Genomic DNA, 13,262 nt, shown 5'->3' with positions numbered 1-13,262 from the left:
GTCCCGGGCCCCCGGGCTCACGCCTCGGCCGCCGGCATCTCGTCGTCCACCGGGTCCTCCGGGAGGAACCCCGGCAGCCACTCCTCCAGCTCCTCGCGCAGCCGCACCGTCGCCCCCAGCTGACACAGCACACCGATCGTGCTCAGCGTCACGCGGTGGATCAGCAGATACGACGGGGGCAGGTTGAGCTGCTTGCCGAGCTGGTAGGCGGGGGAGCGGGGGTCGGCGACCCGGGCCGCCTGGCTGCGCATCCAGCCGCGGGTGAAGGTGAACTCCTCCACCTGGGCCGGCTCGATGATCGGCAGCAGGTAGTCCAGGACGGCGTCGGGGTCCAGCTCTATGGTCTCCCTGACGAACCCCTCCGCGCACAGCAGCTCGTAGACCGACTCGGCCTCGCCGTCCAGGGTCATGCGCAACGACTCGCCGATGGTGTCCGGCAGACCGCCCGGGAGACGGTCGACCGTGCCGAAGTCCAGGACGCCCAGGCGCCAGTCGTCCTCGCCGTCCGGGCCGCCGGGCAGCAGCCGGAAGTTGCCCGGGTGCGGATCGGCGTGGAGCAGGCCCGTGCGGGCGGGGCCGGAGAAGAGGAAGCGGGCCAGGAGCTGGCCGGCGCGGTCCCGCTGCTCCGGGGTGCCGTCCGAGATGATCTCCGACAGCGGGATGCCGTCGATCCACTCGGTGACCAGGACCTGGTCGGACTGGTGCACCACCTGGGGCACGAGGACGTCCGGGTCCTGCGAGAACTCCTCGGCGTGGGACCGCTGTGCCTGGGCTTCCAGGCCGTAGTCCAGCTCCTCCGAGACACGGTCCTTCAGCTCCGTGATCAGCGGCTTGATGTCCATGCCGGGGATCAGCGGACCGAGCAGACGGGAGAAGCGGCTCAGCTGGTTCAGATCGGACAGCAGGGCCTCGCCGGCGCCCGGGTACTGCACCTTGACCGCCACCTCACGGCCGTCGTGCCACACCCCCCGGTGGACCTGGCCGATCGAGGCCGCCGCGGCGGGCTTGTCCTCGAACTCCAGAAACAGCTCCTGCCAGTCCTCGCCGAGCCGCTCCGCGAGCACCCCGTGCACCGTGCGGGTGGGCATCGGAGGCGCGGCCTCCTGGAGCTTGGTCAGCGCGGCCCGGTAGGGGCCGGCCACCTCCTCGGGGAGCGCGGACTCGAAGACGGACAGGGCCTGCCCGAACTTCATCGCGCCGCCCTTGAGCTCGCCGAGCACCTTGAACAGCTGGTCGGCCGTGCGCTGTTGCAGCTCGCGGCCGACCAGCTCGGCGGACTCACCGACGATCCGCTTGCCGAATCCCCAGGTCGCCCGCCCGGCGATGCCGAGCGGGAGCGCGGCGAGCTTGGCGGTCCGGGTGACCGCCTTCCGGGGAAGATCAGACATGCGCCCTCCAAGTCCCAGCCGGCCGCTCCGCCGCTGCCTTACGGCACTGCCTCGACGGCCGTTGCACCGCCATTGTCTCCCCTGGCTCCCCGTCCTCCGAGAGGTGTTCCCTCTTTCCTCTCTCCGCCGCCCCGCACGGGCAGGCGGCGTGAGCCCGGACCGGACGGGCGTGCCAGTCCAGACCAGGGACGGAAACCTCCCAGCGGGCCCCGGCGCTTGACGGCACCCGGCCGTCCAGAAAGGTGAGCGCGTGGGCGGCGGCCAGCCCTGCCACCGATGTGGCGAGGGTCACATCGCAGGGGTGCACCTGCCGCTGTCCGCCGGAGCGCCACTGGGCGAGCAGACGCGGCCAGGCCGGGTCGCGGTCCGTGCGGTTCTCGTGCAGGCACCCAGCGCAGCCCGTCTCACCGGGCAGGACGAGCGGGCCGACCACGCCGGTCCCCTCCACGACACCGGCGTACAGATGGGGTGTCCCCGAGGACATCAGGGGTGCCACCGCGGACGGGTCGGGAGCATGCACCGCGACATCGTCCCGCGGGGCGACGATCACCAGCGAGAAGCCCGGATCGCCCTCCGCCGCAGGCGCCGGGATCTCCGCGCGGCGCGGTCGCCGGTCCGGGGCCGCTCGCCGCACGGCCCGGCGGGCCGACTCCTCCCTGCGGTCACCGACCGCCTCCGCCGGGTGCCCGCCCGGGGCGACGTCCCAGGGCTCCACCCGCCCGCCGTCGCGCACATCGACCTCACCCACACCGGCTGCCGCCAGCAGTGAGGCCAGCACGGTGCCCACCCGGCCGGCGCCCCGCACCTGGACACGCAGCGAACGCCGGGCGGCAAGCCGTCTCATCGCGTCGCCGGGTGCCGGCGCAGTCAAGGACAGGGTGGCCAGGTCGGGGCGCAGCCGGTCGAGGGTCTCCTGCCTGCGCCGCAGGGCGTCGGCGGCCGGTCCACCGCCGCGGGCGTCGTCCAGGAGCCCGGCCCCGGACAGCCGGCGCACCAGCCCGTCGACATGGCCGTCGGGCAGGTCCATCCGGCGTCCCTCCTCGCGCAGCAGCTCCATCCCCCGCGTGCCGTTCAGCAGGTCGAGGAAGCTGCCCGTCGCCAGGTCCATCGGGCCGAGCGTCATCGCGTGCGCCGGTGTCATGCCGAACTGCACGGTGTTGAGGTCCCGCCAGCCGCGCCGGAGCGCGGGTTTCACCATCGGATGCACGACAGCCCCCGTGTGTCATAGATCGTCCCTGTATGTCGAGCCGGCGAAGTCCGTGCCGCGGCTGGTCGCACCACGTCCGGTCATCCGCGTCCGGTCATCCGCGTCTGGTCATCCGCGTCCGGCGCGGACCGAACCTGCCTGTGGGGCCGTCCCTGGTCTGGACCGGCCCCGCCCGCCGCGCCGTCGACATGACCCAGCATGCCCAAACCCGCCATGTGCTGCCCGCAGTTGTCCACAGGCAGGCGAATTCGTCGTACAAGTCCGGCGGCCGGTGACGCCATCGGCACTCGAACCGTCCCGGAGCCAAGACTTCCCCGTGTGCAGCGGGTAACGTCGGGGCGTGCCCGCCGACCCACTGCACCGCGCCGGAAACCCACAGCGCAGCACGACGAGCCAGCCGCCGAGCGGCTCGGGGGCGAGCGCGATCTCGGGGGCGAGCGCGATCGAGGTCCGCAGGAGCCCCCGCCGCCGCAGGACGGTCTCCGCGTACCGCGAGGGCGACCGCACCGTGGTGTTGATTCCCGCCCGGATGTCCGAGGCGGAGGAAAAGCGCTGGGTCAACGTCATGCTCGACAAGCTGGCCGCGCAGGAGAGCAGGCGGACCCTGGGCGACGCCGAGCTGGCCGAGCGGGCACGGCGGCTGTCGGAGCAGTACTTCGGCGGCCGGGCCCGGCCCACGTCGGTGCGCTGGGTGACCAACCAGAACACCCGCTGGGGGTCCTGCACCCCGTCCGAGGGCAGCATCCGCCTCTCGCACCGCCTGCAGGGCATGCCCGAGTACGTCATCGACTACGTCCTCGCCCACGAACTCGCCCATCTGCTGGTTCCCGGACACGGGCCTCGCTTCTGGGAACTGCTCAAGGCCTACCCCCGGACCGAGCGCGCCCGTGGGTACCTCGAAGGCGTGGTCGCCGCCGAGCGGTTGCCGCACGTGCCCGGCGCACGCGGTGACTCCCCGCGGGGTGAGTGACCGCTTTGCGCAAGCGAGCAGCCGATACGGCTGAGCGCGAGTTCTGTACCGGCTCTGTACCGGCCTCGTCCGATGTCCGGATTTGCCGTTAGCCTGGCGCGACGCACTCACGTTCTGGATGGGGGACGGTCGTTACGCATGGCCAGGGAATTCCAACGCGGCCACAAGGCCAGGATCAGTGACCTCACCGCGGGCACGGATCTGTACGTAGGCGTGCAGATCTCCGGCCCCGGGCTCAGCTTCGACATCAGCTGCTTCGGCCTGGACGCCGGTGAACGGCTCTCGGACGACCGGTACTTCATCTTCTACAATCAGCCGAAGTCCCCCGAGGAGGCCATTCAGCTCCTGGGCGCCCAGGCGGGCGACACGGAGTCCTTCCGGGTCACGCTCGACCGGATCCCGCCGCAGATCCAGAAGCTGTCCTTCACGGCGACGATCGACGGCGACGGGCAGATGTCGCAGGTCGGCCCCGGTTACCTCCGGATCGTCGCGGGCGGCGAGGAAGTGGCCCGCTACCCGTTCGACGGCTCGGAGTTCTCCACCGAGCGGGCCGTGATGCTGGGCGACTTCTACCTGAAGGACGTGTGGCGGTTCGCCGCCGTCGGGCAGGGCTTCGACGGCGGTCTGGACGCGCTGCTGAAGAACTTCGGCGGCGAGGTGGCCGAGGAGGAGACCCCCGCGCCCGCCCCGCAGCAGCCCCAGACCGGTGCCGCCCCGGGCTTCGCGCCGCCCGGCTTCGCCGCCCCCGGCTCCCCGGAACCCGCCCAGGCTCCCGCTCCCGCCCCGGCGCCCGCGCCCCGGCCCGCCGCACAGGGGTTCGCGCCCCCGCCCGGAGCCACCCCGCCCCCGGCCCCGGCGCCCGCACCCCAGGTGCACGCCGCCCCGACCATCGTCGCGCCCTTGCACACCCCGCCCGGCGGCTCCCCGCTGCCGCCTCCGGCCCCGGCGCCCGCCCCGTACGGCCAGCCGGGCCACCCCGGCCAGCAGCCGCCGCCGTACGGTCAGCCCCCCGGCCAGACGGCTCCGCCGCCCCCTGGATACGGCCAGCCCCAGGCGCCCCAGGCCCCGGCCCCGCCGCCCGGTTACGGCCAGCCCACCCCGCCCCCGGGCTACGGGCAGCAGCCGCCCCCCGGTCAGGCCCCCTACGGAGCCCCGCAGGGCGGTCCGCAGGCCGGTGCCCCCCAGGGAGCGGGCGTCACCGCCGCTCTCCAGCAGTTCAAGGAGACCCCGACCGGGCAGCGCTGGACGCAGCAGAACAAGAAGCTCGTCCGCGTCGACCTCGGCATCGGCGGACAGCCCGTCCTGGCCCGGCAGGGCAGCATGGTGCTGTACCAGGGCAAGGTCGACTTCAGCTACAAGGGCGCGGGCTTCGCCGGCCGGATCGTGGGCAACGCGACCGGCCAGGAGATGCAGCTGATGCGCTGCACCGGTCAGGGGCAGGTGTTCCTCGCCGAGAACTCGACGATGCTGCACCCGATCGAGCTGCAGGGCGACGCCATCTGCGTCTCCGCCGAGAACGTCCTCGCGTTCGACGAGGGCCTCACCTACGAGGTCCGCCGCATCGAGGGGCACGGCATCCCCGGAGGCGCCCTGTTCACCATGCAGTTCCAGGGCACCGGCACCATCGTCGTGAAGACGCACGGCACACCCGTCGTGCTGCCCGTCACGCCCACCACGTTCGCCGACTGCAACGCCGTGGTCGCCTGGTCGGCCGCCGCCCAGGTCGTCGTCTCCAGCCAGGTGCGGATGCGCCGCCACGCCTACCCGGGGGACACCGGCGAGAGCGTGAACCTCCAGTTCCGGGGAGCACCCGGCAACTTCATCGTCGTCCAGCCGTACGAGGTCTGAGGGAGCCCGTCATGACACAGCAGCTCGCGGGCCACGCCCCCGCACCCGTCACCGCCCGCATGGAGAACCACGGCAACCACATGCTGAAGGTCGCCATGCAGACCGGGCACGACCTCCTCGCGCGCGTGGGCTCGATGGTCGCCTACGAAGGGTTCGTCCAGTACGAGCCGAACCCGCCGGCCGTGCGCCAGATCGCCAAGGACTGGCTCACGGGGGAGGGCGCGCCCCTGATGAAGTGCTCCGGCGACGGCCTGCTCTACCTCGCCGACTACGGCGCCAACGTCGTCGTCATCAACCTCAACGGCGACGGCATCTCCGTCAACGCCACCAACCTGCTCGCCTTCGACGCCCACCTCACCTGGGGCGTGGAGCGGGTCAAGGGCCTGGCGAAGTTCGCCGGGCAGGGCCTGTGGAACACCAGGATCTCCGGGCAGGGCTGGGTGGCGCTGACCTCCCGGGGCAAGCCCATCGTGGTCGACTGCGGAGGCGGCGAGGACGAGACGTACGTCGACCCGGACGCGCTCGTCGCCTGGTCCCCGAACCTCAAGGTGAAGGGCAAGCGCAGCTTCCGGGCGCAGTCGCTGATCGGCCGCGGCAGCGGCGAGGCCTACCAGATGGCCTTCTCCGGTCAGGGCATCGTCGTCGTCCAGCCCAGCGAGGACAGCACCGACCGCCTCCGGTTCCGGGGCTGAGGGGGAGCCAGAACGTCATGCAGAGCCCGATTTTCGCCTACAACGAGCAGCAGTCCCAGGAACGCTGGAGCCTGCAGAACAAGCAGATGCTGCGTGTCGCCCTGGAGGGCCACGACGACATCCTGGCCCGCAAGGGCACCATGGTCGCCTACCAGGGCCTCGTCGAGTTCGACGCCGAGTACCAGAGCAACGACCAGGCACGCGCGCGTGCGCACACCGGCGAGGGACTCGACCTGATGCGCTGCCACGGGCAGGGCACGGTCTACCTCGCCAACCTCAAGCAGCACGTCCACGTCATGGACGTCGACCAGGACGGCCTCACCGTCGACAGCAGCTACGTGCTGGCGATGGACTCCTCACTGCACCACGAGGTCATCGCCGTGGACAGCCTCTACGGCATCTCCGGCTCCGGGAAGTACCAGCTCAACATCAGCGGCCGCGGCAAGATCGCGCTGATGACCTCCGGCATGCCGCTGCTGCTGCAGGTGACGCCCGACAGGTACGTCAACTGCGACGCCGACGCGATCGTCGCCTGGTCGACCGGACTGCGGGTGCAGATGCAGGCCCAGACGCACTCCTCCGGGGTGTGGCGGCGGCGCGGCAGCACCGGCGAGGGCTGGGAGCTGAGCTTCATGGGCACCGGCTACGCGCTCGTCCAGCCCAGTGAGCTGCTCCCGCCGCAGAACGCCCAGATCGGTTCGGGCGTCGCCGCGCAGTACGGCATGGGGCAGCAGGGAGCGCGCGGTCAGAACCAGGGCAACGCCTGGAGCTGAGCGCTCCGCGGGTTCCGCCGGTCGGGGCTGTCCGTGCCGCCTCGGGCCGCCGGCCGTCCATGGCCGGTGGCGCGGTGCCCCGCGCCCCCTGAGGGGCGGCCGCCACGGCGGTCGCCCCTTGCTCGTGCTCAGCCCGCGGAACCCGTGCTCAAGGCCGCGGAACCCGTGCTCAGCCCGCGGAACCCGTGCTCAAGGCCGCGGAACCCGTAATCAGTCCGCGGAACCCGTGCTCAAGGCCGCAGACCCCGTGCTCAGCCCGCGGAACCGTGCTCAGGCCGCGAGCCGCGCGCGGGTCGCCCTCAGCAGGCGTACGACCGACTCGTCCGCCACCTCCGGCACCTCGTCGTACCCGAACCAGCGCACGTCGAGCGACTCGTCGCTGATCACGTGCGCGGCGCCGGGCGGTGCCAGGACGGCGTACTGGACGTCGAAGTGGCAGTGGCACGGCGGCGGGATCGGGTGCCGGTCCAGGCGCACGGGCCCGCCCGGCAGCAGGGTCAGCCCCGGGACGCCGGACTCCTCCGTCGCCTCCCGCAGGGCCGCACCCGCCAGCGAGGCGTCACCCGGCTCGCAGTGACCGCCCATCTGCAGCCACATGCGCAGCTTCCTGTGCAGCGTCAGCAGGACGCGGCCGCCCTCGGGGTCGATCACCAGGGCGCTCGCCGTGATGTGACCGGCGTGGCAGGACTTCCAGAGGCCGTCCGGGTGATGCGACAGATGGTCCAGATAGGCCTGGCGCAGCTCCGCCTGGTCCTCGTACCCCTTCAGCACGAGGACCGCGTCGTCGTACAGGCTCACCCGGCGTCGTCGCCCTTGCTCTCGTCCTCGCCGTCGCCCTCGTCCCGCTTCTTCCTGAGGTCGGGCTTGTCCGCGGCCTCGCCGAGCATCTTGTCCAGCTCGGAGAAGTCGATCTGCTCGCGGTGCACGAAGCCGTCCGGGTCGTCCAGGTCGGTCGCCGTCGGCAGCATGTCCGGGTGGTGCCACAGGGCGTCCCGGCCGTCGACACCGCGCGCGTCGGTGAGCGAGGCCCACAGGCGGGAGGCGTCACGCAGGCGGCGGGGCCGCAGCTCCAGTCCGATCAGCGTGGCGAACGTCTGCTCGGCCGGACCGCCCGAGGCGCGGCGGCGGCGCAGCGTCTCGCGCAGGGCGTCGGCGGACCCCAGACGCGGTTTCGCGGCAGCGTGGACCACCGCGTCGACCCAGCCCTCGACCAGCGCCAGAGCCGTCTCCAGACGGGCCAGGGCGGCCTTCTGCTCGGGCGTGTCCTCGGGCTGGAACATGCCCTGCTGGAGCGCCTCCTGCAGCTGCTCCGGGTTCTGCGGGTCGAACTGGCCGACCACGTCCTCCAGCTTCGCCGTGTCGACCTTGATGCCGCGGGCGTAGCCGTCGACCGCGCCGAACAGATGCGAGCGAAGCCACGGCACATGCGCGAAGAGGCGCTGGTGGGCGGCCTCGCGCAGGGCGAGATACAGCCGCACCTCCTCCTGCGGGACGCTCAGGTCCTTGCCGAACGTCTCGATGTTGACCGGCAGCAGCGCGGCCTTGCCGGCCGGGCCGAGCGGCAGTCCGATGTCGGACGAGCCGACGACCTCGCCCGCGAGCACGCCCACGGCCTGGCCGATCTGCGTGCCGAACATGGCGCCGCCCATCGAGCGCATCATGCCGATCAGCGGGCCGGCCATGGCCTGCATCTCCTCGGGCAGGACGTCGCCCATGGCGGTGCCCACGCGCTCGGCGACCGGGTCGACGAGCTCCTTCCAGGCGGGCAGGGTCGCCTCGACCCACTCCGCGCGGCTCCAGGCCACGGCGGAGGCGGCGCCGGACGGCAGGGACGTGGCGTCGTCGAGCCAGAGGTCGGCCAGGCGGACGGCCTCCTCGACGGCCCGGCGCTCGGCCGGGCCGACGCTCGTGTCCTTGGTGCCGTCGGGGGAGCCCTGGGAGACCGTCTGGCGGGCGATCTGCTTGGCCATGTCCCAGTTCACCGGGCCGCCCTCGTAGGAGAGCATCTGGCCCAGCTGCTGGAACGCGGCGCCCAGGTCGTTGGGGTTCAGGGAGCCGAACATGGCTGCGAACGGATTGTCCGCACCGGGGCCACCGGGGCCGCCGCCAAAGCCTCCGGCTCCGGGCAGGCCGCCGAAGCCGAACGGGTTGGCCGGTCCCTGACCACCACCGCCCTGCTGGTCCTTCTTCTTGCCCTCGTCGCCGTCGTCCGGCTCCTCCGGCGGAAGGCCGAATCCGAATGGGGTGTCACTCACGGGATTCCTCGGCTGGTAGGGCCGCCGGTTCTTTCCGGCGGCACGGCTGCCCGACATCACCACCCAGCGTAGACACCTGGAACGGATCGGGCCTCGGTGCTTCGCCGACTGACGGCCTGCGGCAGGATGGATGCCACCTGGTACGCACGCGTCGCTCGCGCTCGTACTGAAGACAACCGCTGGAGACGCCCGGTGAGTTCCCCAGATCCGCAGGTTCGCGCAGCGCGAAACCAGTCAACCAGTTCCGCGAGTCCCGCGGGACGCGGGCCCGTCGTCGCGGTCACCGGTGCCGCGTACGGCGTCGGCGCCCTGCTCACCGAGCGGCTCGCCGCGTCCGACGAGGTCAGGCAGGTCGTGGCCATCGACGAGCGGCGGGGCGAGTGCGCCGCCGCCCAGTGGCACATCCTGGACGTCCGGGATCCGGCCATCGCGGACAAGCTGCGCGGCGCCGACGTGGTGGTGCACCTGGCGCTGGACCTGGATCTGGAGACCGACGCCGCCGCCCGAACGGCCTACAACGTACGGGGGACGCAGACCGTCCTGACGGCCGCCGCGGCCGCCGGAGTGCACCGGGTCGTGCTGTGCACCTCGGCGATGGTCTACGGGGCGCTGCCGGACAACGAGCTGCCGCTGTCGGAGGACGCAGAGCTGCGGGCCACCGCCGAGGCGACGGGCGTCGGCGACCTGCTGGAGATCGAGCGGCTGGCGCGCCGGGCACCGCGCGCCCACCCGGGGCTCAATGTCACCGTGGTGCGCCCCGCGGTCCTGGTGGGCGGCACCGACACCGCGCTGACCAGGTACTTCGAGTCCCCGCGGCTGCTGGTCGTCGCCGGGTCGCGGCCCGCGTGGCAGTTCTGCCACGTCGAGGACCTGTGCAGCGCGCTGGAGTACGCCGTCCTGGAGAAGGCCGACGGCGAACTCGCCGTCGGGTGCGACGGGTGGCTGGAGCAGGAGGAGGTCGAGGAGCTCAGCGGGATCCGCCGGATGGAGCTGCCGTCGGCGGTCGCGCTCGGCGCGGCGGCCCGCCTGCACCGCATCGGGCTCACCCCGTCCCCCGCGGGCGACCTCGCGTACACGATGTACCCGTGGGTGGTGAGCGGCAGCCGGCTGCACGACGCCGGGTGGCGGCCGCGGTACACCAACGAGGAGGTGCTCGCGGAGCTGCTGGAGGAGGTCTCCGGGCGGCACACGGTGGCCGGTCGGCGCCTGGGCCGCAAGGACGCCACGGCGGCGGGCGCCGCGGGCGCGACGGTCGCGCTGCTGGGCGCTGCCGCGGTGGTCCGGCGGGCCCGGAAGGCCCGGCGGCGGATCTGAGGACGTCTCTCTGTAGTAGGAGAGTCCAACGCCCCCGCGCGCGTGCCGGTCGATACCTCTATTCCGCGCTGTCGGTGCCGTGCGGCACGATGGAGCCATGGCATCCACGAACGACCACCCCGGTGAGCAGGCCGCGCAGGACCCGATCAAGCTGATCGGGATTCGGGACACGGCCCTCTCCGTGGACGAGGTGTTCCGGGCCGTCGGGGACGACGCGTCCGGCGGCACCGCGCTCTTCGTGGGGACGGTCCGCAACCACGACGGCGGCGCGGACGTGGACGAGCTGGGCTACTCGTGCCACCCCAGCGCCGAGGCCGAGATGCGGCGGATCGCCGAGAAGGTCGCCGCCGACTACCCGGTACGCGCGCTGGCCGCCGTGCACCGGGTGGGCGACCTGCGGGTCGGGGACCTCGCCGTGGTCGTCGCCGTGTCGTGTCCGCACCGCGGTGAGGCGTTCGAGGCCTGCCGGAAGCTCATCGACGACCTCAAGCACGAGGTGCCCATCTGGAAGCACCAGAAGTTCTCCGACGGCACCGAGGAGTGGGTCGGCGCCTGCTGATCCGTGAGGGCGACTCCGGTTGCGTAACCGCACCCCTGATACGAGCGTTGTCACTGCGGATGGTTAATCTGCTGATCAGTCAGTTGCGGACACGCGAAGGGGTTGGAGGTCGGCATGGCGGCGCTCGCCTGGTTGCTGATTCCGCTTGTGGCTGCGATCGGCGCGGGGCTCTGGGGGAGTTGGGCCAACCGGACCCGCAAGGTCCGCGGCGACGGCCCGGAGCTCATCGGCTACGCCCGCTTCCGCGAGGCCATGGAGCGGCCCCGGCCGGGTGGCTGACGGCCATGGAAAGGCCAGGTCACAGGCGTGCGAGGGCAGTGCTCCGCCCCGGACGGGCGGCCCTGACGGTGCGCTGACAGACCCGTCCCGTACTGTCGAGTCATGCCACGCCGCACCGCGACGATGCTCGCCTCCACCCTGATGCTGATCGCGCTCCTGTGCGCGGGAGTGTTCATCCCCGTGCCGTACGCGGAGATGTCCCCGGGGCCGACGGTGAACACGCTCGGCGATCACGACGGCGAGCCGGTGCTGCAGATCGCGGGCCGCAAGACGTACGCGACCAGCGGCCACCTGAACATGACGACGGTCCGGGTCACGAGCGCCGACTACCGGATGAACCTGGTCGAGGCCGTCTACGGCTGGCTCGCGCACGACAACAAGGTCGTGCCGCGCGAGACGCTCTACCCGGACGGCAAGACCGAGGAGCAGTCCACCCAGGAGAACGCGGAGGAGTTCAGCCAGTCCCAGGAGAGCGCCAAGGTCGCGGCCCTCAGGGAGCTCGACGTCCCCGTGAAGTCGTGGGTGATCGTCTCGACGGTCGTCAAGGGCTCCCCGGCCGAGGACAAGCTGCACGCCGGAGACGTGATCAAGGCGGTCGACGGCACGGCGGTGAAGGAACCGGCCGACGTCGCCGAGCTCGTCACCCGGCACGAGCCCGGCCAGGACGTCCGCTTCACGATCGTGCCCGCCAAGGAGCAGGCCGCCGCGGAGAAGGAGAAGCGGACCCCGACCCGGACGCAGGACATCACCATCACCACCACGACGTCCGACGACGCAGGCGAGAAGCGCGCCATCGTCGGGATCTCCGCGGGGACCGACCACACCTTCCCCTTCACCATCGACATCAAGCTGGCCGACGTCGGCGGCCCCAGCGCCGGTCTGATGTTCGCGCTCGGCATCTACGACAAGCTCACCCCGGGCAGCCTGACCGGAGGCAGCTTCGTGGCCGGCACCGGCACGATCGACGACCAGGGCAAGGTCGGGCCGATCGGCGGCATCGAGATGAAGACCGTGGGCGCGCGGGCGAAGGGTGCCCGGTACTTCCTGACACCCGCCGACAACTGCGCGACCGCCGTCAAGGACACCCCCGAAGGGCTCACCCTCATCAAGGTGGACACCATCAAGGACGCCCTCGGCGCCCTGGAGGACCTGCGCAGCGGCGACACCGCGGACCTGCCGACGTGCGGTAAGTGACGCGAGGGCCGGCGCCCGCGGCGGCAACCGCCAGGCACCGGCCCGGACAACGGACAGCGGTGGGACCAGCGCCCGCCGCCGGCCCGTGCCACGCCCGCCCGGCTACTCCTCGAACGTCGCCGTCAGGGCCTGAGCCAGCCCCGGGACGAGGTCCGAGCCGGTCAGGACCTCCGTGGGGGAGTCCTTCTCGCGCAGGCGCAGGGCCGAATCCCGGGTGCCGTCGCGCAGCACCCCGACCGTCATCCGGACCTCCTGCCGGTCCGGGTGGCCCGCCACCCACTTCGTGAGCGCGGCCTCGTCCAGGTCCTTCGGAACCTGGGCTTCGGCGGACGGGGGCAGCATCAGGCGCTCCACGGTGAGGGCGCAGCCGGCCACCGCGTCGGGCCAGGCGATGGTGGCGAGGAACTCGTCGAGCGGCTTGCCCGTCGGCACTTCGTCCTGCTCGATCGGGGTGAGGCCGGAGCTCTCCGGCTCGTCCCCGAGGCCGAGCCGGTCCGCGAGCGTGGGCTGTTCTGCCCGCAGCCGTGCGGTGTCGACGAGGGCGAAAAGGCGGGCCGGCTGGTCCCAGCCGAGGCCGGAGACGTACTCGTCGATCTCGAGCACGGCCCGGGTGAGCGGGTTCGCAGCCATGGGAGTGTTGGACATGGTCACAATCCTGCCTCGTTCCCGGCCGGAATCGGGAACTGAGTAAAGGGTGAGTAAGTTGCATAGATGGGGGCCACCGATCACGGGGGCCACGCACGGTCCGTGAAGACGCGGGCCTGACGAATCGACAGCGAACTT

At 72.2% G+C, this 13,262-nt stretch carries 13 protein-coding genes; 8 read left to right on the top strand and 5 right to left on the bottom strand.

Features of this window, described 5'->3' with window-relative positions; genetic code table 11:
• Positions 1-17 precede the first annotated feature (17 nt).
• Positions 18-1,388, bottom strand: coding sequence for an AarF/ABC1/UbiB kinase family protein (locus ABZY20_RS04595; RefSeq protein WP_356436449.1), 1,371 nt, complete (start codon positions 1,386-1,388; stop codon positions 18-20).
• Positions 1,381-2,595, bottom strand: a complete 1,215-nt coding sequence (locus ABZY20_RS04590) for a ThiF family adenylyltransferase (protein WP_356436446.1) — start codon at positions 2,593-2,595, stop codon at positions 1,381-1,383. The genes ABZY20_RS04595 and ABZY20_RS04590 overlap by 8 nt, the downstream gene beginning before the upstream one ends.
• Positions 2,596-2,935: 340 nt before the next feature.
• Here ABZY20_RS04590 and ABZY20_RS04585 point away from each other — a divergent pair, with 340 nt between their 5' ends.
• The 4 genes from ABZY20_RS04585 (at position 2,936) to ABZY20_RS04570 (ending at position 6,878) form a co-directional block, all read left to right on the top strand.
• A complete protein-coding gene (locus tag ABZY20_RS04585) occupies positions 2,936-3,565 on the top strand; it encodes a M48 family metallopeptidase (protein ID WP_356436443.1) in 630 nt (209 codons plus the stop codon).
• Between the two features lie 138 nt (positions 3,566-3,703).
• On the top strand, positions 3,704-5,413 hold the full coding sequence (locus ABZY20_RS04580; protein WP_356436440.1) for a TerD family protein: 1,710 nt from the start codon (positions 3,704-3,706) through the stop codon (positions 5,411-5,413).
• An 11-nt stretch (positions 5,414-5,424) separates the two neighbouring features.
• Entirely contained in the window at positions 5,425-6,105 is a 681-nt protein-coding gene (locus tag ABZY20_RS04575) for an AIM24 family protein (RefSeq protein WP_356436437.1), read from the top strand.
• Between the two features lie 17 nt (positions 6,106-6,122).
• On the top strand, positions 6,123-6,878 hold the full coding sequence (locus tag ABZY20_RS04570; RefSeq protein ID WP_356436434.1) for an AIM24 family protein: 756 nt from the start codon (positions 6,123-6,125) through the stop codon (positions 6,876-6,878).
• A 270-nt stretch (positions 6,879-7,148) separates the two neighbouring features.
• On the opposite strand, the gene ABZY20_RS04565 is transcribed toward ABZY20_RS04570, so the two are convergent.
• Together ABZY20_RS04565 and ABZY20_RS04560 are read right to left on the bottom strand one after the other, a co-directional pair.
• Positions 7,149-7,676, bottom strand: coding sequence for an NUDIX hydrolase (locus ABZY20_RS04565; protein WP_356436431.1), 528 nt, complete (start codon positions 7,674-7,676; stop codon positions 7,149-7,151).
• A complete protein-coding gene (locus ABZY20_RS04560) occupies positions 7,673-9,133 on the bottom strand; it encodes a zinc-dependent metalloprotease (protein WP_356436428.1) in 1,461 nt (486 codons plus the stop codon). The genes ABZY20_RS04565 and ABZY20_RS04560 overlap by 4 nt, the downstream gene beginning before the upstream one ends.
• A gap of 192 nt (positions 9,134-9,325) precedes the next feature.
• Between ABZY20_RS04560 and ABZY20_RS04555 the strand changes: the two genes are divergently transcribed.
• From ABZY20_RS04555 to ABZY20_RS04540, 4 genes are all read left to right on the top strand, one after another.
• A complete protein-coding gene (locus ABZY20_RS04555) occupies positions 9,326-10,447 on the top strand; it encodes an SDR family oxidoreductase (RefSeq protein WP_356436426.1) in 1,122 nt (373 codons plus the stop codon).
• Positions 10,448-10,544: 97 nt separating this feature from the next.
• Entirely contained in the window at positions 10,545-11,006 is a 462-nt protein-coding gene (locus tag ABZY20_RS04550) for a molybdenum cofactor biosynthesis protein MoaE (RefSeq protein ID WP_356436423.1), read from the top strand.
• A gap of 114 nt (positions 11,007-11,120) precedes the next feature.
• The gene (locus tag ABZY20_RS04545) at positions 11,121-11,285 is read left to right on the top strand and encodes a hypothetical protein (protein ID WP_356436420.1); all 165 of its coding nucleotides are present in this window, start codon (positions 11,121-11,123) and stop codon (positions 11,283-11,285) included.
• Positions 11,286-11,387: 102 nt separating this feature from the next.
• Positions 11,388-12,479: a PDZ domain-containing protein gene (locus ABZY20_RS04540; protein WP_356436418.1), complete on the top strand. Its 1,092-nt coding sequence runs from the start codon at positions 11,388-11,390 to the stop codon at positions 12,477-12,479.
• 102 nt (positions 12,480-12,581) lie between these two features.
• Here ABZY20_RS04540 and ABZY20_RS04535 read toward each other — a convergent pair whose 3' ends face one another.
• Positions 12,582-13,124 (bottom strand): PPA1309 family protein, encoded by a 543-nt coding sequence (locus ABZY20_RS04535; RefSeq protein WP_356436416.1) that lies wholly within the window; start codon positions 13,122-13,124, stop codon positions 12,582-12,584.
• Positions 13,125-13,262: the final 138 nt, after the last annotated feature.

This window comes from Streptomyces sp. NPDC006624 (assembly GCF_040611555.1).
Lineage (GTDB): Bacteria > Actinomycetota > Actinomycetes > Streptomycetales > Streptomycetaceae > Streptomyces.
This window is presented reverse-complemented; position numbering and strand designations above follow the sequence as displayed.

Excerpts from the sequence above, each read along its gene's own strand:
- ABZY20_RS04595 (WP_356436449.1), bottom strand. The coding sequence starts at position 1,388 with ATGTCTGATCTTCCCCGGAAGGCGGTCACCCGGACCGCCAAGCTCGCC.
- ABZY20_RS04580 (WP_356436440.1), top strand. The coding sequence starts at position 3,704 with ATGGCCAGGGAATTCCAACGCGGCCACAAGGCCAGGATCAGTGACCTC.
- ABZY20_RS04575 (WP_356436437.1), top strand. The coding sequence starts at position 5,425 with ATGACACAGCAGCTCGCGGGCCACGCCCCCGCACCCGTCACCGCCCGC.
- ABZY20_RS04570 (WP_356436434.1), top strand. The coding sequence starts at position 6,123 with ATGCAGAGCCCGATTTTCGCCTACAACGAGCAGCAGTCCCAGGAACGC.
- ABZY20_RS04550 (WP_356436423.1), top strand. The coding sequence starts at position 10,545 with ATGGCATCCACGAACGACCACCCCGGTGAGCAGGCCGCGCAGGACCCG.
- ABZY20_RS04545 (WP_356436420.1), top strand. The coding sequence starts at position 11,121 with ATGGCGGCGCTCGCCTGGTTGCTGATTCCGCTTGTGGCTGCGATCGGC.
- ABZY20_RS04540 (WP_356436418.1), top strand. The coding sequence starts at position 11,388 with ATGCCACGCCGCACCGCGACGATGCTCGCCTCCACCCTGATGCTGATC.
- ABZY20_RS04535 (WP_356436416.1), bottom strand. The coding sequence starts at position 13,124 with ATGTCCAACACTCCCATGGCTGCGAACCCGCTCACCCGGGCCGTGCTC.